The sequence below is a fragment of the Streptomyces sp. NPDC016309 genome, assembly GCF_043077235.1.
In the GTDB taxonomy this organism is placed as follows: domain Bacteria; phylum Actinomycetota; class Actinomycetes; order Streptomycetales; family Streptomycetaceae; genus Streptomyces.
This window is the reverse complement of the sequence record NZ_JBIBSG010000004.1, coordinates 255,838-276,621: the sequence shown is the minus strand read 5'-3', so window position 1 is coordinate 276,621 and position 20,784 is coordinate 255,838. Positions and strand designations below refer to the sequence as shown.

Sequence of the window (20,784 nt, the reverse complement as noted above, 5' to 3'; positions counted from 1 at the left end):
TGCCGCTGAGCGTGGACCGCACCAGCCCGGTCCCGCTCTACTTCCAGCTCTCCCAGCAGCTGGAGGCCGCGATCGAGCGCGGCACGCTCACCCCCGGCAGCCTCCTCGGCAACGAGATCGAGCTGGCGGGCCGCCTGGGCCTGTCCCGGCCGACCGTCCGCCAGGCCATCCAGGCCCTCGTCGAGAAGGGCCTGCTGGTGCGCCGCCGGGGCGTCGGTACGCAGGTGGTGCACAGCCAGGTCAAGCGCCCCCTGGAGCTCAGCAGCCTCTACGACGACCTGGAGGCGGCCGGCCAGCGCCCCGCCACCCTCGTCCTCGCCAACCGCGTCGAGCCGGCCCCCGCCGAGGTCGCCGCCGCGCTGGGCCTCCCGGAGGGCACCGACGTGCGGTACGTGGAACGGCTCCGGTTCGCCCACGACGAGCCGATGGCGCGGCTGCGCAACCACCTCCCGCTCGGCCTGCTGGACCTGGACACCGAGCTGCTGGAGGGCACCGGCCTGTACCGGCTGATGCGCGGCGCGGGCATCACCCTGCACAGCGCCCGCCAGAAGGTCGGGGCCCGCGCCGCGACGGGGCTGGACGCGGAGCTGCTCACCGAGGCGCAGGGCGCCCCCCTGCTGACGATGGAACGGACCACGTTCGACGACACCGGCCGCGCGGTGGAGTTCGGTTCCCACGTCTACCGGGCGTCGCGGTACGCGTTCGAGTTCCAGCTCCTCGTCCGGCCGTAGCGCCCGTAAAACCCGAAGGGCCGTGGCGCGGCGATGTCACCGCGACGGCATCCCGCCAATGCCCTTACGTCTTCACGTCATTGCGTAAGGATGTTCGGACAAACCATTGACGTGGCCGCCCCGCCCCCGTAGAAACGGCCGCGGGCGGCCCGTCCGGCGGCCCGCCGGTACCCGGTGAAAACCGGGCACATCACCATGACCGATACTGGGCCGGTCGTGCGCGAGCACGACCGGCAGGCACAGCGACCACAGCAGGCACACCGGCAGATCAAGAGGGGCACGGCGTCGTGGCAAGGGTTCGGACAGGGGCACGCGCGTTCCGCGCGGTGCTGGCGACGGTGCTCGGTATCTCCCTCGCGGGAGCCGTGGCGGGATGCAGCGCCACGGGCGGCAAGCGGGCCGAGGACGCCCGCAAGGCCGCCGCCGCCGAGGGCCGGGCGGCGGTGAACACCCCGAAGTGGACGATCGCGATGGTCACCCACTCCGGTGACGGCGACACCTTCTGGGACATCGTCCAGAACGGCGCCAAGCAGGCCGCCGTCAAGGACAACATCAACTTCCTGTACGCCCACAGCGACGAGGGCCAGCAGCAGGCGCAGCTCGTCGACTCCTACGTCGACAAGAAGGTCGACGGGCTGATCGTCACCCTCGCCAAGCCCGACGCCATGAAGGCCGCCGTCGCCAGGGCCGTCAAGGCCGGCATCCCGGTGATCACCGTCAACTCCGGATCCGATCAGTCCAAGGCCTTCGGCGCCCTCACGCACATCGGGCAGGACGAGACGATCGCCGGCGAGGCGGTCGGCGACGAGCTGGACCGAAGGGGCCGCAAGAAGGCCCTGTGCGTGCTGCACGAACAGGGCAACGTCGGCCACGAGCAGCGCTGCGCCGGGGTGAAGAAGACCTTCGGCGGAACCCTCCAGAACCTGTACGTCGACGGGACCAACATGCCCGACGTCCAGGCCTCGATCGAGGCGAAGCTCCAGACCGACCCCGCCATCGACGCCGTCGTCACCCTCGGCGCGCCGTTCGCCGACGCGGCGGTCCAGGCCAGGAAGACCGCCGGGTCCGACGCGGAGGTCGACACCTTCGACCTCAACGCCAAGGTCGCCGCCGGCCTCAAGGGCAAGCAGCTCGGCTTCGCCGTCGACCAGCAGCCCTACCTCCAGGGCTACGAGGCCGTCGACCTGCTGTGGCTGTACCGCTACAACGCCGACGTACTCGGCGGCGGCCGGCCCGTCCTCACCGGGCCGCAGATCATCACCGAGAAGGACGCCGCCGCCCTCGCGGAATTCACGGAGCGGGGTACCCGGTGACCACGACCGCACCACCCGCCAAGGACGGCGCCCCCGGCGACGAGCGTCTGCTGCGCACCTCGCCGCTGCGCAAGCTGCTCGGCCGCCCGGAACTCGGGTCCGTCGTCGGGGCCGCCGCCGTCTTCCTCTTCTTCGCGGTCGTCGCCGACGGCTTCCTGCGGGCCTCCAGCTTCGGCACCGTCCTGTACGCCGCCTCGACGATCGGCATCATGGCCGTCCCCGTCGCCCTGCTGATGATCGGCGGCGAGTTCGACCTGTCGGCCGGTGTGATGGTGACGAGCGCGGCGCTCGTCTCCTCGATGTTCAGCTTCCAGATGACCGCCAACGCCTGGGTCGGCGTCCTGGTCTCGCTGCTCGTCACGCTGGCCATCGGCGCCTTCAACGGCGTCATGCTCACCCGTACCAAGCTCCCCAGCTTCATCATCACGCTCGGCACGTTCCTGATGCTGACCGGCCTCAACCTGGGTCTGACCAAGCTGATCAGCGGCACCGTGTCGACCAAGACCATCGCCGACATGGAGGGCTTCTCCTCGGCCCGGACCCTGTTCGCCTCCCAGTTCTCCCTGGGCGGCATCGACATCAAGGTCACCATCCTGTGGTGGTTCGCCCTGGTGGCCGTCGCCACCTGGATCCTGCTGCGCACCCGCTTCGGCAACTGGATCTTCGCGGTGGGCGGCGGGGCGGACGCGGCCCGCGCGGTCGGCGTCCCGGTCCGCGGCACGAAGATCGGCCTCTACATGGGCGTCGCGTTCTGCGCCTGGGTCTCGGGACAGCACCTGCTGTTCTCGTTCGACGTCGTCCAGTCCGGCGAGGGCGTCGGCAACGAACTGATCTACATCATCGCGGCGGTGATCGGCGGCTGCCTGATCACCGGCGGCTACGGCTCGGCGATCGGCTCGGCGGTCGGCGCGTTCATCTTCGGCATGACCAGCAAGGGCATCGTGTACGCCGAGTGGAACCCCGACTGGTTCAAGTTCTTCCTCGGGGCGATGCTCCTTCTCGCGACCCTGCTCAACGCCTGGGTCCGCAAGCGCGCGGAGGCAACGACATGAGCGAGCCACTGGTCGAGCTCGACGACGTCAGCAAGTACTACGGCAACATCCGCGCCCTGGAGGGCGTCTCCCTGGAGGTCCGGGCGGGGGAGATCACCTGCGTCCTGGGCGACAACGGCGCCGGCAAGTCCACCCTCATCAAGATCATCGCCGGGCTGCACGCCCACGACGGCGGCACCTTCCGCGTCGACGGCGAGGAGACCTCCCTCTCCTCCCCGCGCGAGGCCCTGGACCGCGGGATCGCCACCGTCTACCAGGACCTGGCCGTGGTCCCGCTCATGCCGGTGTGGCGCAACTTCTTCCTCGGCTCGGAGCCCACCAAGGGCGCGGGCCCCTTCAAGCGCCTCGACGTCGACCTGATGCGCGAGACCACCCGCGCCGAGCTGCTGCGCATGGGCATCGACCTGCGGGACGTCGACCAGCCGATCGGCACCCTGTCCGGCGGCGAGCGCCAGTGCGTGGCGATCGCCCGGGCCGTCCACTTCGGCGCCAAGGTCCTCGTCCTCGACGAGCCCACCGCCGCCCTCGGCGTCAAGCAGTCCGGGGTGGTCCTCAAGTACGTCGCGGCCGCCCGCGACGCCGGCCTGGGGGTGGTGCTCATCACCCACAACCCGCACCACGCCTATCTGGTCGGCGACCGGTTCGTGCTGCTGAAGCGCGGCGTGATGGCGGCGAGCCACACCAAGGACTCCGTCACGCTCGACGAACTCACCCGCCAGATGGCGGGCGGCAGCGAGCTGGAGGACCTCCGCCACGAGCTGGAAAGATCCGGCTGAGCACCTCCCGGGACCGCCGCGCCCCCGCACCGGCCGGCGGCCCCCCGGGGCGGCCGGACCCGGCCACCCGACCCCGCCGCGCCACCGCCGCCCGCCCCGTACCTGGCAGAATCGAGGGCGGCGGGCGCCGTCCGCCGCCGGAGCCCCACCCCCCGGCCCCCCACCACCAGGGACGACAGGACTCGTGAGCACGTACCGCGACTACCCCCACCGGGGCTCCGCCCGCGCCACCGTCCTGCGGACCGTCTCGGCCCGCGAGCGCCGCTCGCACCTGACCGCGCCCCGCGTCCCGACCGTCGGCATCGACATCGGCGGGACGAAGGTGATGGCGGGCGTCGTCGACGCCGACGGACAGATCCTGGAGCAGATCAAGACCGAGACGCCCGACAAGTCCAAGAGCGCCAAGGTCGTCGAGGACACCATCACGGAGCTGGTCCTGGACCTCTCCGACCGGCACGACGTGCACGCCGTGGGCATCGGAGCGGCCGGCTGGGTGGACGCCGACCGCAGCCGCGTCCTGTTCGCCCCGCACCTGGCCTGGCGCAACGAGCCGCTGCGCGACTCGCTCCAGGCCCGGCTCGCCGTCCCGGTCATGGTCGACAACGACGCCAACACCGCCGCCTGGGCCGAGTGGCGCTTCGGCGCCGGCCGGGGCGAGGACCACCTCGTCATGATCACCCTCGGTACCGGCATCGGCGGCGCCATCCTGGAGGACGGCCAGGTCAAGCGGGGCAAGTACGGCGTCGCCGGCGAGTTCGGCCATATGCAGGTCGTCCCGGGCGGCCACCGCTGCCCGTGCGGCAACCGCGGCTGCTGGGAGCAGTACAGCTCGGGCAACGCCCTCGTGCGCGAGGCCCGCGAGCTGGCGGCGGCCGACTCGCCGGTGGCGTACAACATCATCGAGCGCGTCAAGGGCAGCGTCCCGGACATCACCGGCCCGCTGATCACCGAGCTCGCCCGTGAGGGCGACGCCATGTGCATCGAACTGTTCCAGGACATCGGCCAGTGGCTCGGCGTCGGCATCGCCAACCTGGCCGCCGCCCTCGACCCGTCCTGCTTCGTCGTCGGCGGAGGCGTCAGCGCCGCCGACGACCTGCTCATCGGCCCGGCCCGGGACGCCTTCCGCCGCCATCTCACCGGCCGCGGCTACCGCCCCGAGGCCCGTATCGCCAAGGCCCAGCTCGGCCCCGAGGCCGGCATGGTCGGCGCCGCCGACCTCGCCCGGCTCGTCGCGCGCCGCTTCCGCCGCGCCAACCGCCGCCGTCTGGAGCGCTACGAGAAGTACGAGCGGTACGCGCAGGCCATCCGCAACGGCGGCGTCACCGGCCGCGGTACCCGACCCCCCCAGGAACCCTAGTCATGCCAGTGATGTCAGCGATGTCCGTACTGAACCGCCCGGCGTCCCCGGAGGAGCGCAGGCGCATGATCCGCCGGCGCGTCCTGACCGCCGTCGTCATCGTCCTGCTGATCGGCATCCCGGCCGGCTACCTGGTGATCTCCGCCCAGCAGAGCCGTGCCAGCGGCCGGGACAAGGAGGCCGAGTCCTCCGTCACCGGCCTCCAGGACAGCTGGCCGTCCAAGATGAAGCGCCGGGTCTTCGAGGTCCCCATCCCGGGCGGCTCCACCGAGGTCGCCTACTTCGAGACGAGCAACTGGAAGTCCAGCCGGCTGTACGTCGAGTTCACCACCAGCGGCACGGGGCTGGACGACTTCCTCAACGACGTCGGCACGTCCCGGGCCGCCCTGGACGCCCGGGACGTCAGCATCAGCCACCGCGACGCCCGCACCGTGGGCTGGGAGTTCCCGGCCGGTCGCGACTGGTCCGCCACCACGCACCGGCAGAAGGACCCCCGCCCCACCCAGGACATCACCGTCGACCTCAGCGACCCCGCGGCCCCGCGCGTGTACGTCGTCTCGACCGCGACCCCCTGACCGGAGGGGGTCATTCCGCTCGCTACCCTGGAGCGAGTGAGCCAGACGCAGACGACCGACCCGCAGCCCGCCGGCCCCCTCACCCTCCAGTACCGGTCCGACGGCCCCGACGACGCACCCGTCCTCATCCTCGGCCCGTCGCTCGGGACCACCTGGCACATGTGGGACCGCCAGATACCCGAACTCGTCCGGCAGTGGCGGGTCATCCGTTTCGACCTCCCCGGCCACGGCGGCGCCCCGGCCCACCCGGCGACCTCCGTCGCCGAGCTCACCGACCGGCTCCTCGCCACCCTCGACGACCTCGGCGTCCACCGCTTCGGGTACGCCGGCTGCTCCATCGGCGGCGCCATCGGCACCGACCTGGCGCTGCGCGCCCCGCACCGGCTCGCCTCGCTCGCCCTGATCGCCTCCTCGCCCCGCTTCGGCACCGCCGACGAGTTCCGCCAGCGCGGCGTGATCGTCCGCACCAACGGGCTGGACCCGATGGCCCGCACCGCGCCCGAGCGCTGGTTCACCCCCGGGTTCGCCGCCGCGCAGCCCGCCATCGTCGAATGGGCCGTGCAGATGGTCCGCACGACGGACGCGGGCGCCTATGTCGCCGCCTGCGAGGCGCTCGCCGCCTTCGACGTCCGGGCCGACCTCGGCCGCGTGGGCGTCCCCACCCTCGTCCTGGTCGGCTCCGAGGACCGCGTCACCGGCCCCGCCGAGGCCCGCCACCTGGTGGCCGGCATCCCCGACGCCCGCCTCGCCGTGGTGCCGGGGGCGTCCCACCTCGCGCCGGTGGAGCAGCCCGGGGCCGTCACCGACCTGCTGGTACGGCACTTCACCACCTCCTGGCAGGCCGTGTCCGACTCCTCGACCGGGATGGCCGCCCTCGCCGCGCCGCCCGTGGTCCCCGCCATCGCCGCCGCGGTCCCGCAGGGGCCCGCCGCTCCGGCCGTGGTCGCCCCGGGCCCCGCCGCCCCCGCCGCGCATCCCGTCGCGCCGGTCGCGGTGCCGCCGGGCCCGTCCGCCGACCCCACCGCGCCCGGCCCGGTCCCGGGCGCCCACGCCCCGCACGGCGCCGTGTCCAACGGCCACGTCCCGCACGGCGCCGTGTCCAACGGCCACGTCCCGCACGGCGCCGTGTCCAACGGCCACGTCCCGCACGGCGCCGTGTCCGACGCCCACGCCCCGCACGGCCCCGTACCCCGGATCCCCGTACCCCGGATCCCCGTCCCGAGCGGCGCCGTCCTGCCGGGCCCCGTTGCCGGTACCGTGCCGCCGGGCCCCGCCACAGGTGCCGTACCGCCGGGTCCCGCCACCGGTGTCGTACCGCCCGCCACCGGCGCGGGCGGGCCCGTCCCGGGCGGGCGGCCCGACCCGTACGACGCCGGGATGAAGGTCCGGCGCGAAGTGCTGGGCGACGCCCACGTCGACCGCGCCCTGGCCGCCGCCGACGACTTCACCGGGGACTTCCAGGAGCTGATCACGCGCTACGCCTGGGGCGAGGTGTGGACCCGCGACGGCCTGGACCGGCGGACCCGCAGCGCCGTCACCCTGACCGCCCTGGTCGCCGGCGGCCACCTGGACGAACTCGCCTTCCACACCCGCGCCGCTCTGCGCAACGGCCTGTCACCCGCCGAGATCAAGGAAGTCCTCCTCCAGACGGCGGTCTACTGCGGGGTCCCGGCCGCCAACTCGGCGTTCGCGGTCGCCCGGAAGGTGATCCTGGAGGAGACCACCCCCGAGGCCTAGGGGGTGCCCGCACAGTCTCGCCGGCCCTCCGGGCGGACGCCGACACTTCGCGGACACTCCCTGACGAGAGGACGCCCCATGAAGCTGACCAAGAAGTCCCACGCCTGCATCCGGCTGGAGAAGGACGGGCGCACCCTCGTCGTGGACCCCGGGGGGTTCAGCGAACAGGACGCGGCCCTGGGCGCCGACGCCGTCCTGGTCACCCACGAGCACCCCGACCACTTCGACGAGGGGCGGCTGCGGGCCGCCCTGGAGGCCGACCCCGCCGTCGAGGTCTGGACGCTGCGCAGCGTCGCGGAGCAGCTCTCGGCGGCGTTCCCCGGCCGGGTCCACACGGTCGGCCACGGCGACACCTTCTCGGCGGCCGGCTTCGACGTCCAGGTGCACGGCGAACTGCACGCGGTGATCCACCCGGACATCCCCCGGATCACCAACATCGGCTTCCTGGTCGACGGCTCCCTCTTCCACCCCGGTGACGCGCTCACCGTCCCCGACCACCCGGTCGAGACCCTGATGCTCCCGGTGATGGCCCCCTGGAACAAGATCTCCGAGGTCATCGACTACGTGCGCGAGGTGAAGCCGCGGCGCGCCATCGACATCCACGACGCGCTGCTCACCGACCTCGCCCGGCCGATCTACGACCGCCAGATCGGCGCACTGGGCGGCGCCGACCACGGCCGGCTCACCCCCGGGGACTCCCGCGACGTCTGACGCCCCGGCCCTCCGGGAGCCCCGGCCGCGCCGGACGTACGGCCCGTGGTTGTCACAGGGCCGCATTAGGCTGTGGGGCATGCGCATCGCCACCTGGAACGTCAATTCGATCACCGCCCGGCTGCCGCGGCTGCTGGCCTGGCTGGAGAGCAGCGGCACGGACGTGCTGTGCATCCAGGAGACCAAGTGCACCGCGGAGCAGTTCCCCACGGACGAGCTGCGCGAGCTGGGGTACGCCTCGTCGGTGCACGCCACCGGCCGGTGGAACGGCGTGGCCCTGGTCTCCCGCGTCGGCCTTGAGGACGTCGTCCACGGCCTGCCCGGCGGTCCCGAGTACGACGGCGTGGCCGAGCCGCGGGCCATCTCCGCGACCTGCGGCCCCCTCAGGGCCTGGTCGGTGTACGTGCCCAACGGACGTGAAGTGGCCCATGAGCACTACGCCTACAAACTGCGCTGGCTGGAGGCGCTGAAGACGGCCGTCGCCGAGGACGCGGCCGGGCCCCGCCCCTTCGCGGTGCTGGGCGACTTCAACATCGCCCCGACCGACGACGACGTCTTCGACCGCGCCTTCTTCGAGGGCTCCACGCACGTCACCGATCCGGAGCGCGCAGCGCTCGCCGGGCTGCGGGACACCGGGCTGGCCGACGTGGTGCCGCGTCCGCTGAAGTACGACCACCCGTTCACCTACTGGGACTACCGCCAGCTCTGCTTCCCCAAGAACCGGGGCATGCGCATCGACCTGGTCTACGGCAACAAGCCCTTCGCCGACGCGGTCAAGGACAGCTACGTCGACCGCGAGGAGCGCAAGGGCAAGGGTGCCTCCGACCACGCCCCGGTCGTCGTCGACCTCGACGTCTAGGGGGTGTCCTGTAGTGCGCCCGGTGGGTTCGGTGCGACGCTGGGCGGTATGAACATCCCCTTCCTGGACGCCTGGCGCAAGCGGTACGGCGGTGGGCACGCCCCCTCCGCGGTGGAGCGCGACCCGGAGGCGGTGGCCGACATGCTCGCCGAGTGCGACCTGCTGCGCGCGCGGATGCAGGCGTTCGGGGTCGAACTGGACGACACGCCCCGCTCCTTGGAGGCCATCGACCAGCTCCTGCCCCGCTGGCGGGACGACCCGGAGGAGTTGCCCTGGCTGGGCAACGACGCGGGCCTGTACCTCGGTACGGTCATCGTACGGACGGTGCCGGGCGCGCAGTGGCACCTGCGGCCGAGCGGCCACCCCGTCGTCCGGCTGGTCTCCGGCCGGGAGATCCATGTCGTCGAGGCCGGTCTGGACTGGGCGATCAGCGGTTCTCCGGAGCTGTCCCAGATGTACGGGGAGGCCGCCGAGGGCTGACCCGTGACAGGGTGGTTATACGGCTTATGCCGCCTTTATGCGTGTCGAGAGGTTAAGTCCCTTTTCGGGCTGGATAGTTTGCGCTGACCTCGACACAGCGGAGAAGGGGGCAGGGCGGCGCCGGCGGACCCGATGGGCCGGGCCCGCCCGGTGGCGGCCGGAGATCACTCCTCGCGCAGCGGGACCGACACGTACGACGGGTCGGACGCCGGCGAGGAGAAGGTCAGCCGCGCGCCGGACGGGTTGTGCTCGATGTACAGCGGGTCGACGGTGTCGACGACCAGGGCGAGCCGGTGCCCGGCCGGGACGTCGTAGGCGGTGGAGAACAGCTCCAGGTCCACGGCGAACGGCCGGCCCGGCGTCTTGCCGTGGAAGGTGTACGGCGCATTGCTCACCAGCTTGCCGATGCCCAGCGGGCCCACGTCGTAGAGGTACGCGACCAGGGTCCCGCTGGAGTCGGTGCTGGTGACGGTGGTGTGCAGCTTCGCCGTTCCCCGCACCCGCTGCGCGGAGCCGTACCGCTCGGACTGCCACACGGCGGCGAAGGGCCGGGGGAGGAGGGGGATGGAGGCGGTGGGCGGGAGCTTCAGGAACTGGTCGAGGATGCTGGAGAGCATCACGATGCCGCCGTTGGCGCCCGAGTCGACGTTGGCGTACACCTTCTTCGTCCCGCCCAGCGCGATCTTGCGTTCGGCCGCGCCGACCGACTTCCAGTCGGGATACCCCTCGTAGCCGCCGGCGGTCCGTGGGGCGAGCTGGACCGGCTGCTCGCGGTCGATGCCGTTGTCGACGCCCTTGAGGTGGTGGTCGAACCAGCGGTGGGCGCTGGTCCAGGTGTCGTTGGGCAGGCCGAGCAGACCGGTCGCCTCGGCGGTGGCGTGGTCGCCGGGCCGCAGCTCCAGGCGCTTGGGGCCGGTCAGCTTCTCGTAGAAGGAGGCGTACTGGTTGGGGGGGAAGATGGTGTCGCCCCAGGCGTTGCCCAGCATGACCGCCGTGCCGTTGGCGTTGATCCGGTCGAGCTGGAAGGCGGGGGAGCGCTTGGCGCCCCACGCGATCATCTCCTCCTCCTTGTCGAGGTTGGAGGCGAGGAAGTCCTTGAGGGTCTGCTGGAGTTCGGGGCTCGGCCGCCCGGTGAGGTAGCCGGTGCCGCCCAGCATCGCCGCCGCCTGGAGGTGCTGTGTACGGCCGCTGTAGATCGATTCGATCAGGTCGGCCCAGCCGCTCATCGCCACGACCGCCTTGACGCGCGGGTCGTGGGCGGCGGCGAGCAGGCTGATGCCGGCGCCGTAGCTGACGCCGGCCATGCCGATCCGCTCGGGGTCGGCGGGGGTGTGGGCCAGTGCCCAGTCGATGACCTTGGAGGCGTCGGCGACGTCCGGCGGACCGGCGACCTCGACGTTCCCGCCCGACTGCCAGAAGCCACGGGAGTTGTAGCTGACGACGACGTAGCCGGCGTCGGCGAGCTTCCTGGCCTGGGCGGCGTATTCGATCTGCGGCATCGACCAACTGGTGGGCAGCACGATCACCGGGTACCGCCGGGTCCCGTCGGCGTCCGCGGGGGTGACGACGTTGGCCTTCAGTACGGTGCCGCCGTCGCCGAGGATGTCGACGAACCGGATCCCGCCGGTCGTCCCGGTGACGCCGGCCACCGTGGCGCCGCCCGTCGTGGCGCCCGCCGCCGTCGTGGCGCCGCCCGTCGTGGCGCCCGTCGCCGTCGTGGCGCCGGACTCTCCGGCCGCGGCGGCGGGGGCGAACCCCAGGGCCGTCCCGGCCAGCAGGGCGGCCGAAACGGCGCCGGTCGTCGTCGTACGCAGGAATGCGCGCTGCTTGCCCACGGTTCGTTCCCCCGTCGCGGTGATCGCTTGAATGGTCAACCGAAGGAAAACACAGGGGACTTACCGGAGGTAACCCATGGGTAAGTTACGCGCCGGTAACGATTGTGGGTCGCGTGGTCGTGGGACGAGATGTCAGCGGAGCGCGCTCTTCGCCTGCCATTCCGCCCACGACAGGTTCCACTCGCCGTAGCCGTTGTTGAGCGCCTGGGTGCCCTTGGCGTCGCCCCCGGTGACCTCGAACGGGTCGCCCACCTGCACCTGCTCGTACACCCAGCGCGCGTCCGGGGTGTCCATGCCCAGGCAGCCGGAGCTCTTGTTGGCGCTGCCCATGTAACGGGCGTTCCAGGGCGCGGCGTGCGCGTACATCCCGGACCAGGTCAGGCGCATCGAATAGTCGACCATCTTGTCGTACGCGTCGCCCAGGCCCACGGTCTCGGAGCGCATGTTGATCGTGCCCTCCTTGGACATCAGCACCGTCTTCCCGCGCCAGGAGGCCTTGTCGCCGCCCGGGGTGCCGCCCGACATCGGGATGTCCCTGATCTCCCGGCCGTCGCGCAGCAGCGTCAGCCGGTGCGTGTCGAGGTCGGCCTTGACCACCTGGTTCTTCCCTATCGTCATGGTGGTCGTGTAGTCGCGGACGAACCAGCCGCCCGCCTCCCCCGAGTCGACGCCGTTCAGCTCCGCCCGGAGGGTCACCTTGGTGCCGGGCTTCCAGTACGCGCGGGGCCGCCAGTCGACCCGGTCCTTGCCGGACCAGTCCTCCATCCAGCCCCACGAGCCGGCCGTGTTGTCCGACGTGGTCACCTTGAGGTGCTTCTCCACCTCCGCCTTGTTCTTCACCGGGTGGTCGAAGACCACCGACAGCGGGTGCGCGATGCCGACCGTGCTGTTCTTGCCGGGCGCCAGCGTCAGCTTGTTCACCTTGGCGGGCGCGGCCGTCGCGAACTCCGCCTTCGCGCTGCCGCCCTCCGCGTCCCGCGCCTCCACCGTGTACCCGGTGCCGGGCGCGGCCGCGCGGGCAGAGGTCCAGGTCCGCCCGTCGGCGGAGACCGAGCCGCTGAGCGTGGCCCCCTTCGAGTCGGTGACGGTGACCTGCTGGAGCCGGCCCTCGGCGAGGGTCACCTTCACCGGCTCGCCCGCCCTGGCCTGCTTGCCGGACAGGTTCACCGAGATCCGGGTCTCCGGCCGGGCGTCCTTGCCGTCGGCCTCCGCCGTCCCGGAGCCGCCCGAGCACGCGGTCAGGGCGGCCGCGGCGAGGACCGCGGTGCCGGACAGGGCGGCGGTGCGGAAGGGGCTGCGCGGGCGTGTGCGGGTCACCTGGAAAACCTCCGATGCGATTGCTCGTCCCCTGCTGAGAGGGTGATCGGAGGCCGCGGGTTGCCCGGAGGGTGCCGGAAATTTCCCCTCGTGCCGTATTGCGCGCCGCCCGGCCCGCTCCCGCGCTTAATCGCTCGACACCCCCGTGCGGGTGCTGGACACTTCCCGCGATGACACCACGAACCGATACGCCTCCCGCGTGGGACGAGCGTACGCAGCTGGCCACCTTCCTCGACTACGCCCGTGCCACGGCGCTCGCCAAGTGCGAGGGCGTCCGTGCCGAGGACGCCCGCAAGGCTCCGCTCCCCGGCTCACCGCTGATGACGCTGTGCGGGCTGATCAGCCACCTCCGCTGGGTGGAGCACCACTGGATCCAGGTGGTGTTCCTCGGCGAGGAGCCCGAGGGGCCGCTCACGGAGGCCACGGACGACGACCCGGACCCCGAGATGCGGACAGCGGTCGACATCCCGCTGCCCACGCTGCTGGCCGAGTACGAGGAGCAGAGCGCCCGCTACCGCCGCCTCGTGGCCGAACACGACCTGGACGCGACGGCCCGGCGCTCCATCCGCGACGGCCGCCACCCGAACCTCCGCTGGATCCTCCTCCACCTCATCGAGGAGACCTCCCGCCACAACGGCCACCTCGACGTCCTCCGGGAACTCCTCGACGGCCGCACGGGCGTCTGACCCCCGCCCCCGCCCCCGCCCGTTCGGCCCCGCCCGGCCGACCGCCCGCGCCCGCCGCTAACCGCGCCGCCGCTCACCGGCGTCCGGCAGCGGTGCCGTTGCCGACGCGGGCGTGGCCGTGGGCGTGGGCGCCGACCGCGCCGCCCGGGTCACGTCGGCGACCAGCTCGACGACGTCGGGACCGTACGCCTCGGAATTGACGACCTTCAGCAGCAGGACGAAGGCGCCGTCGGTCCCGTACTTCCGGGCCAGCTTCTCCTGGTGGCGGACCAGGTAGCGGCTGGCCGCCTGGTTGGTGATCGCGCGCTGGCCGCAGAAGAGGAACACCGGCCGGGCGCCCTCCCCGGCGGTGAGCCGGGCCACGATGGCGTACTCCGTCGTCCCCCCGTCCACCGGGTACAGGTCCGGGCCGATCCTGAACGCGCCGCGCTCGGGGCTCGGCTCCACGTCCACGTTGACCTGCACACCGGGGAGCAGGGTCGCCAGGTGCGCGGCCATGCGTCTGTTCGAGGCCGGCCCCCCGAGGCAGAATTCGGTGCGCTCGCCGAAGCCCTGCTGCGCCACGTCGTGCGGGACGATCCGCGCGTGCGCGCCGCAGTCCTTGATGAGGGCCGACAGCTCCAGCAGCGCGAACACGTCAAAGCGGCGCACGGCGCCGTCGCTGCCCGAGTCGCGGTTGACCACCAGCAGGCACTCGGCGTTCCCCGGCAGCCCGTAGAAGGCCTGCTTACGGCGGAGTTTGCGGCGCCACAGCGCGGTGCGGGCGATCCAGCCGAGCGACGCGCTGACCCCGGTGGCGATGACGCCGAGCAGGATGTTGAGCAGGTCTTCATACATGGGCGCGCATGGTAGCGGGGGAGCGAAACGTCGTTCGAGGCGGTCCTGGCGACGGGCTGTCCGCGAAGTTAGGCTGCCCGGACGGTCGTTGACTGGAGGTACGGATGCGTCGGTCCCACGTACGTAACGTCTCGCTCGCCACTGTCGCCGCCACGGTCCTGTCGGTCGGTGCCGCGGCACCGCCGACGGAGAGCACCGCTCCCGTCAAGCAACCCGTGGCGGCCGGTTACGGAGGGGCCGTCTCCAGCGTGGACCCGGACGCCTCCGCCGCCGGCATCGAGGTGCTGCGGCGCGGCGGCAACGCCGTCGACGCGGCGGTCGCCACCGCGGCGGCCCTCGGCGTCACCGAGCCCTACTCGGCGGGCATCGGCGGCGGTGGCTACTTCGTCCACTACGACGCCAGGACCCGCACCGTGCGGACCATCGACGGCCGCGAGACGGCCCCGCTGTCCGCGGACGCCTCGCTCTTCGTGGAGAACGGCAAGCCCATCCCCTTCGACGAGGCCATGACCAGCGGACGGTCCGTCGGCACCCCGGGCACGCCCGCGACATGGGAGGCCGCGCTCGACGCCTGGGGCAGCAAGTCGCTGCGGGAACTGCTCAAGCCCGCCGAACGGCTGGCGCGCGACGGGTTCACCGTCGACGCCACTTTCCGCGCGCAGACCCAGGCCAACGAGGCCCGGTTCCGGGACTTCCCCGCCTCCTCGGAGCTGTTCCTGCCGGGCGGCCGGCTGCCCGCCGTCGGCTCCGTCTTCAAGAACCCCGACCTCGCGCGGACGTACGAGAAGCTCGGCCGCCAGGGCTCCGGGGCGCTGTACCGGGGCGAGCTGGCCCGTGCCATCGTCCGCACCGTCCAGGAGCCGCCCGTCCGGCAGGGCGCCACCCGCAAGGTCCGCCCCGGTGACCTGACGGAGCGTGACCTCGCCCGGTACGACACGGTGCGGCGCAAGCCCACCAAGCTCTCCTACCGCGGCCTGGACGTGTACGGCATGGCGCCCTCCTCGTCGGGCGGCACGACCGTGGGCGAGGCGCTCAACATCCTCGAACGCACCGACCTGTCGTCCCTCACCGAGGCCCAGTACCTGCACCGGTTCATCGAGGCCAGCCGCATCGCCTTCGCCGACCGGGGCCGCTGGGTCGGCGACCCCGCCTTCGAGGACGTCCCCGTCAAGGGGCTGCTCTCCCAGCGGTTCGCCGACTCGCGCGCCTGCCTGGTCCGCGACGACGCGGCGCTCACCAGCCCGCTCGCCCCCGGCGACCCCCGCCACCCCGAGCCGTGCGCCACGGGCGGGACGGCGGCGCCGACGACGTACGAGGGGGAGAACACCACGCACCTGACGGTGGCCGACAAGTGGGGCAACGTCGTCGCGTACACCCTGACCATCGAGTCCACCGGCGGCAGCGGCATCACCGTGCCCGGGCGCGGCTTCCTGCTCAACAACGAGCTGACCGACTTCTCCTTCGCCCCGGCGAACCCGGCCGTCCACGACCCGAACCTCCCCGGTCCCGGCAAGCGGCCCCGCTCCTCCATGTCGCCCACCATCGTCCTCGACGACCACGCCCGGCCCGTGCTGGCCCTCGGCTCCCCGGGCGGCGCGACCATCATCACCACCGTCCTCCAGACCCTGACGGGCGTCCTGGACCGTGACCTCCCGCTCGTCGAGGCCATCGCCGCCCCGCGCGCCAGCCAGCGCAACCAGCCGACCACGGAACTCGAACCGGCGCTCTACGCCGGCCCGGTGCGCGCCCGGCTGGAGGCCCTGGGCCACGCCTTCCGCGAGAACCCCGAGATCGGCGCCGCCACCGGCGTCCAGCGCCTCCCCGACGGCCGGTGGCTCGCCGCCGCCGAGAAGACCCGCCGCGGCGGCGGCTCGGCCATGGTCGTCCACCCGGCCGGCCGCCCGTAGGGGGTGATCCGGCCGATCCTGCCGGGCTCTCGACGCCCGGCACCGCGCCTCGCCGCGATCGCCGACGTGGCCGCGGCGAGGTGCGGGCGCCGACGGCCGAGTGCCGTGATCCGGCGCCGATGAGCAGGCCGGGTGCCGGGCGCCCCGCTCGCGGAGGTGGGCGGGGAGCAAGCCATCGCGCCGAGCGAGGCGTACGGTCCGGTTCCGCCGGCCCGTACCCCGGACCACCGGTCCGCGGTGTCCCGGACCACCGGCCCCCACGCCCCGGAGCACCGCGTGCGTCTCGTCGGCTCATGGTCGTCTTGCCGGAGCGGTGAGGGACCCGTTGGATGGAAGGAGAGCCCACCGGGCCGTCGGCGGGCGGGAGGAGCGGTGGTCATGGACGTGGTACTGCGGCCCGGACGGCCGGGCGACGCCGAGGAGTGCGGCAGGATCTGCTTCGAGGCCTTCGACGGCATCGCCCGCGCGCACGGTTTCGCGTCCGACATGCCGGGCGCCCGACCGGCCACCGACATGTTCCGTACGGTGCTCGGCCACCCCGGCTTCTACACCGTCGTCGCCGAGTCCGGCGGCCGGATCGTCGGCAGCAACTGCCTCGACGAACGGTCCCCCGTGGCCGGCGTCGGGCCGATCACCGTGGACCCGGTCGTCCAGGACGGGGGCATCGGGCGCCGGCTGATGCTGGACGTCCTGCGGCGGGCGACCGAGCGCCGGGCGCCGGGCATCCGGCTGTTGCAGAGCGGCTACCACTGCCGCTCGTTCGCGCTGTACGCCGGGCTCGGGTTCGTGTTCCGCGAGACGGTGGCCTGCCTCCAGGGCCCGCCGATCGGCGGGGTGGTGCCCGGCTACGAGGTGCGCGCGGCCACCGAGGCGGACCTGGCGGCCTGCGACGACCTGTGCCGCCGCGTCCACGGCGTCGACCGGGGCGGTGAACTGGCCGACGCCGTCACGGCGGGCACGGCACGGGTGACCGAGCATGGCGGCCGGATCACCGGGTACGCCACGGACCTGTCGTTCTTCGCCCACGCGGTCGGCGAGACCACCGAGGACGTCCGGGCGCTCATCGCGGCCGCGCCCTCCTTCGGCGGTCCCGGCATCCTCGTACCGGCGCGGGACAGCGCCCTGTTGCAGTGGTGCCTCGGCAAGGGACTGAAGGTCCAGCAGCTCATGAGCCTGATGACCGTCGGCCTCTACAACGAGCCGGCCGGGGCCTACCTGCCGTCCATCCTCTACTGACGGCCCGCGCCCACGCCGTACGACGGGCTCACAGGGCCGTCAGCACGCGCGGGCCCCCGTCCGTACACCGCGGCCCCCGCCCTCCGGGCGGACGCCGATACTTTCCGGACACTCCCTAGCGGCCGCCGGGCGGGGCCATCGCCTCCTCCAGCAGGGCCCGCGCCTACGCCTCCGCCGCGTCGTAGCGGTCGGGGTGTCCGGAGCGCTGCACCTCCTGCGCCGTGCCGCCCGCGGTGAGGTGGGGCGCGCGCCGCTCGACGTCGACCGCCCGCCGGAAGAACCGCTCCGCCGCGTACGGCACGCGCATGATCTGCTCGGGGGTTCCCCAGCCCTGGCTGGGGCGCTGCTGGAACACGCCCAGCGAGTCCTTGTCGCCGCAGTCCAGGTTGTTCATGTGCGACTCGACCCAGCCGGCCTCGAAGGCGGCCGGCATGACCTTCTCCGAGACGCCGAGGTCGCGGCCCACGGCGTACACCGTCCTGGTGACCTCGGGGTCCCGGTCGGGAGGGATGCGGCACGGTGGTGTCATGCCCGCGGGGTGCCCGCCCGGAGCCGTCCGGGAACCGGCCCGTCGTGAAGTGGACAGCGCCCGGCGACGCCCCGGCTTCTTCGCCGGACCCGCTGTGGCGCGGCGCGCCGGTCCCGTAGGCTCGCGGCCGTGATGCCCGAGGGGTTGCGGCACGGCCGCTACGTCAGCCTGACCACCTTCCGCAAGGACGGGACGCCGGTCGCCACACCGGTCTGGTACGCGGTGGACGGGGGTGAACTGTACGTCTGGACCCGCGAGGACTCCTGGAAGGTCAAACGGCTGCGCCGGGACAGCCGGGTCGTCGTCACCCCCTGCGACGTGCGCGGCCGGGTGGCGGACGGCGCGGCGGGCGCCGAGGGCACGGCGCGGCTGCTGGACGACGTCAAAGGCGTGCGCAGGCTGCTGGCCCGCAAGTACGGCGTGCAGTTCTGGCTCGTCGACCTGCCGGCCGCGCTGGTGCGGCGGGGCAGGCGGCCGCACGTCGGGATAGCGGTGCGGTTCCCGGACGAAAGTCCCCGGTAATCCGCTGTCCGGTCCGGGCCGCTTCCCTGCCCGGTGTGGACCACTCGGGTACGAAACATGATCGACTCCGGCGGTTGCTGGCGGCGGTCTTGCCCAGGGGTGTGACGAGGCTTACGTTCGCTTTCTACGCACCTCGTCTACGTGCGTAGAGGCTCTGACGCCGTGCCGAAGGAGCAGCTCATGTCCCACATCGTGCGCGCCGCCCTCGTCCAGGCGACCTGGACGGGCGACACCGAATCCATGATCGCCAAGCATGAGGAGCACGCCCGCGAGGCGGCCCGGCAGGGCGCCCAGGTCATCGGCTTCCAAGAGGTGTTCAACGCCCCCTACTTCTGCCAGGTGCAGGACCCCGAGCACCACCGCTGGGCCGAACCCGTCCCCGACGGCCCGACCGTCCGGCGGATGCGGGACCTCGCGCGCGAGACCGGCATGGTGATCGTCGTCCCGGTGTTCGAGGTCGACGGCCCCGGCTTCTACTACAACACCGCCGCCGTGATCGACGCCGACGGCTCCTACCTCGGCAAGTACCGCAAGCACCACATCCCCCAGGTCAGGGGCTTCTGGGAGAAGTACTACTTCAGGCCGGGCAACCTCGGCTGGCCGGTCTTCGACACCGCCGTCGGCCGCGTCGGCGTCTACATCTGCTACGACCGCCACTTCCCCGAGGGATGGCGCCAACTCGGCCTCAACGGCGCCCAGCTCGTGTACAACCCCTCGGCGACCCACCGCGGCCTGTCCTCCCACCTCTGGCAGCTCGAACAGCCCGCCGCCGCGGTCGCCAACCTCTACTACGTCGCCGCGATCAACCGCGTCGGACAGGAGGAGTACGGCGACAACGACTTCTACGGCACCAGCTACTTCGTGGACCCCCGCGGGCAGTTCGTCGGTGACGTGGCCTCCGACAAGCAGGAGGAACTGCTCGTCCGCGACCTCGACTTCCGGCTCATCGACGACGTCCGGCAGACCTGGGCCTTCTACCGCGACCGCCGCCCCGACGCGTACGAGGGACTGATGAAGCCATGACCCACGACCTCCACGCGGCCGACCTGCTCGCCCGCCACCGGGCCGTCATCCCCGACTGGGTCTCCCTCTACTACCAGGACCCCATCGAGATCACCCACGGCGAGGGACGGTACGTCTGGGACGCCACCGGCAAGCGCTACCTCGACTTCTTCGGCGGCATCCTCACCACCATGACCGCCCACGCCCTCCCCGAGGTCACCAAGGCGGTCACCGAACAGGCCGGGCGGATCATCCACTCCTCCACCCTCTACCTCAACCGCCCCATGGTGGAGCTCGCCGAGCGCATCGCGCGCCTCTCCGGCATCCCCGACGCCCGGGTCTTCTTCACCACCTCCGGTACGGAGGCGAACGACACCGCGCTGCTGCTGGCCACGGCCCACCGCCGCACCAACCAGATCCTGGCGATGCGCAACAGCTACCACGGCCGGTCCTTCTCCACCGTCTCCATCACCGGGAACCGCGCCTGGACCCCGACCACCCTCTCCCCGCTCCAGACGCTGTACGTCCACGGCGGCGTCCGCTCCCGGGGCCCCTACGCCCACCTGTCCGACGCCCGGTTCATCGAGGCGTGCGTCGCCGACCTGGAGGACCTGCTCGGGCACACCGGGGACGTCGCCGCGCTGATCGCCGAACCCATCCAGGGCGTCGGCGGCTTCACCTCCCCGCCCGACGGGCTGTACGCGGCCTTCCGCGAGGTCCTCGCACCCCGGGGCATCCTGTGGATCACCGACGAGGTGCAGACCGGCTGGGGCCGCACCGGCGAGCACTTCTGGGGCTGGCAGGCGCACGCCGCGAGCGGCCCGCCCGACGTGCTCACCTTCGCCAAGGGCATCGGCAACGGCATGTCCATCGGCGGGGTCGTCGCCCGGGCCGAGGTCATGAACTGCCTGGACGCCAACTCCATCTCCACCTTCGGCGGTTCACCCGTCACCATGGCCGCCGGCCTCGCCAACCTGTCGTACCTCCTGGAACACGACCTCCAGGGCAACGCCCGGCGCGTCGGCGGACTGCTCGCCGAGCGGCTCCGCGCCATCGGGGCGGGCCTCGACCACGTGCGCGAGGTCCGCGGCCGGGGCCTGATGCTCGGCATCGAACTGGTGCGGCCCGGCTCCGACGAGGCCGACCCGCGGGCGGCCGCGGCCGTCCTGGAGGCCGCCCGTGACGGTGGACTGCTCATCGGCAAGGGCGGCGGCCACAACACCAGCGCCCTCCGGATCGCCCCGCCCCTCTCCCTGACCGTCGCCGAGGCCGAGGAAGGCGCCGCGATCCTCGAACGGGCCCTGCGCTCCATCTAGGACTTG

At 72.6% G+C, this 20,784-nt stretch carries 20 protein-coding genes; 16 read left to right on the top strand and 4 right to left on the bottom strand.

Annotated features, from left to right (window positions below; all coding sequences use genetic code 11):
• Positions 1 to 11: 11 nt before the first annotated feature.
• From ACF068_RS12150 to ACF068_RS12105, 10 genes are all read left to right on the top strand, one after another.
• Complete coding sequence (locus ACF068_RS12150) at positions 12 to 731, top strand: GntR family transcriptional regulator (RefSeq protein WP_392274374.1); 720 nt, start codon at positions 12 to 14, stop codon at positions 729 to 731.
• Between the two features lie 287 nt (positions 732 to 1,018).
• Entirely contained in the window at positions 1,019 to 2,044 is a 1,026-nt protein-coding gene (locus tag ACF068_RS12145; RefSeq protein WP_392274108.1) for a sugar ABC transporter substrate-binding protein, read from the top strand.
• Positions 2,041 to 3,096 carry an ABC transporter permease gene (locus tag ACF068_RS12140; RefSeq protein WP_392274107.1) on the top strand — a complete coding sequence of 352 codons (1,056 nt, stop codon included), beginning with the start codon at positions 2,041 to 2,043 and terminating at the stop codon, positions 3,094 to 3,096. The genes ACF068_RS12145 and ACF068_RS12140 overlap by 4 nt, the downstream gene beginning before the upstream one ends.
• On the top strand, positions 3,093 to 3,872 hold the full coding sequence (locus ACF068_RS12135; protein ID WP_392274106.1) for an ATP-binding cassette domain-containing protein: 780 nt from the start codon (positions 3,093 to 3,095) through the stop codon (positions 3,870 to 3,872). The genes ACF068_RS12140 and ACF068_RS12135 overlap by 4 nt, the downstream gene beginning before the upstream one ends.
• A gap of 184 nt (positions 3,873 to 4,056) precedes the next feature.
• On the top strand, positions 4,057 to 5,229 hold the full coding sequence (locus ACF068_RS12130; RefSeq protein WP_392274105.1) for an ROK family glucokinase: 1,173 nt from the start codon (positions 4,057 to 4,059) through the stop codon (positions 5,227 to 5,229).
• Positions 5,230 to 5,240: 11 nt separating this feature from the next.
• Positions 5,241 to 5,804: a hypothetical protein gene (locus ACF068_RS12125; protein WP_392274373.1), complete on the top strand. Its 564-nt coding sequence runs from the start codon at positions 5,241 to 5,243 to the stop codon at positions 5,802 to 5,804.
• A 36-nt stretch (positions 5,805 to 5,840) separates the two neighbouring features.
• Positions 5,841 to 7,541, top strand: coding sequence for a 4-carboxymuconolactone decarboxylase (pcaC, locus tag ACF068_RS12120; protein ID WP_392274104.1), 1,701 nt, complete (start codon positions 5,841 to 5,843; stop codon positions 7,539 to 7,541).
• Positions 7,542 to 7,619: 78 nt separating this feature from the next.
• Entirely contained in the window at positions 7,620 to 8,252 is a 633-nt protein-coding gene (locus tag ACF068_RS12115) for an MBL fold metallo-hydrolase (protein WP_392274103.1), read from the top strand.
• 79 nt (positions 8,253 to 8,331) lie between these two features.
• Positions 8,332 to 9,111, top strand: a complete 780-nt coding sequence (locus ACF068_RS12110) for an exodeoxyribonuclease III (RefSeq protein ID WP_392274102.1) — start codon at positions 8,332 to 8,334, stop codon at positions 9,109 to 9,111.
• 48 nt (positions 9,112 to 9,159) lie between these two features.
• Positions 9,160 to 9,591, top strand: coding sequence for a DUF6278 family protein (locus ACF068_RS12105; RefSeq protein ID WP_392274101.1), 432 nt, complete (start codon positions 9,160 to 9,162; stop codon positions 9,589 to 9,591).
• Between the two features lie 164 nt (positions 9,592 to 9,755).
• Here ACF068_RS12105 and ACF068_RS12100 read toward each other — a convergent pair whose 3' ends face one another.
• On the bottom strand, positions 9,756 to 11,426 hold the full coding sequence (locus ACF068_RS12100) for an alpha/beta fold hydrolase (RefSeq protein ID WP_392274100.1): 1,671 nt from the start codon (positions 11,424 to 11,426) through the stop codon (positions 9,756 to 9,758).
• 132 nt (positions 11,427 to 11,558) lie between these two features.
• Positions 11,559 to 12,743, bottom strand: coding sequence for an Ig-like domain-containing protein (locus ACF068_RS12095; protein ID WP_392274099.1), 1,185 nt, complete (start codon positions 12,741 to 12,743; stop codon positions 11,559 to 11,561).
• A gap of 170 nt (positions 12,744 to 12,913) precedes the next feature.
• Here ACF068_RS12095 and ACF068_RS12090 point away from each other — a divergent pair, with 170 nt between their 5' ends.
• On the top strand, positions 12,914 to 13,429 hold the full coding sequence (locus tag ACF068_RS12090) for a DinB family protein (RefSeq protein WP_392274098.1): 516 nt from the start codon (positions 12,914 to 12,916) through the stop codon (positions 13,427 to 13,429).
• A gap of 57 nt (positions 13,430 to 13,486) precedes the next feature.
• Here ACF068_RS12090 and ACF068_RS12085 read toward each other — a convergent pair whose 3' ends face one another.
• Entirely contained in the window at positions 13,487 to 14,266 is a 780-nt protein-coding gene (locus tag ACF068_RS12085; protein ID WP_392274097.1) for a hypothetical protein, read from the bottom strand.
• A gap of 104 nt (positions 14,267 to 14,370) precedes the next feature.
• On the opposite strand from ACF068_RS12085, the gene ggt reads away from it, so the two are divergent.
• Positions 14,371 to 16,173, top strand: a complete 1,803-nt coding sequence (gene ggt, locus ACF068_RS12080; protein ID WP_392274096.1) for a gamma-glutamyltransferase — start codon at positions 14,371 to 14,373, stop codon at positions 16,171 to 16,173.
• Between the two features lie 378 nt (positions 16,174 to 16,551).
• Entirely contained in the window at positions 16,552 to 17,409 is an 858-nt protein-coding gene (locus tag ACF068_RS12075) for a GNAT family N-acetyltransferase (RefSeq protein ID WP_392274095.1), read from the top strand.
• A 163-nt stretch (positions 17,410 to 17,572) separates the two neighbouring features.
• On the opposite strand, the gene ACF068_RS12070 is transcribed toward ACF068_RS12075, so the two are convergent.
• Positions 17,573 to 17,938, bottom strand: coding sequence for a hypothetical protein (locus ACF068_RS12070; RefSeq protein ID WP_392274094.1), 366 nt, complete (start codon positions 17,936 to 17,938; stop codon positions 17,573 to 17,575).
• A 132-nt stretch (positions 17,939 to 18,070) separates the two neighbouring features.
• Between ACF068_RS12070 and ACF068_RS12065 the strand changes: the two genes are divergently transcribed.
• The 3 genes from ACF068_RS12065 (at position 18,071) to ACF068_RS12055 (ending at position 20,778) form a co-directional block, all read left to right on the top strand.
• Complete coding sequence (locus ACF068_RS12065) at positions 18,071 to 18,460, top strand: PPOX class F420-dependent oxidoreductase (RefSeq protein ID WP_392274372.1); 390 nt, start codon at positions 18,071 to 18,073, stop codon at positions 18,458 to 18,460.
• 180 nt (positions 18,461 to 18,640) lie between these two features.
• Positions 18,641 to 19,483, top strand: coding sequence for a nitrilase-related carbon-nitrogen hydrolase (locus ACF068_RS12060; RefSeq protein ID WP_392274093.1), 843 nt, complete (start codon positions 18,641 to 18,643; stop codon positions 19,481 to 19,483).
• On the top strand, positions 19,480 to 20,778 hold the full coding sequence (locus ACF068_RS12055; protein ID WP_392274092.1) for an aspartate aminotransferase family protein: 1,299 nt from the start codon (positions 19,480 to 19,482) through the stop codon (positions 20,776 to 20,778). Before ACF068_RS12060 ends, ACF068_RS12055 begins: the two co-directional genes overlap by 4 nt.
• The last annotated feature ends 6 nt before the right edge of the window (positions 20,779 to 20,784 follow it).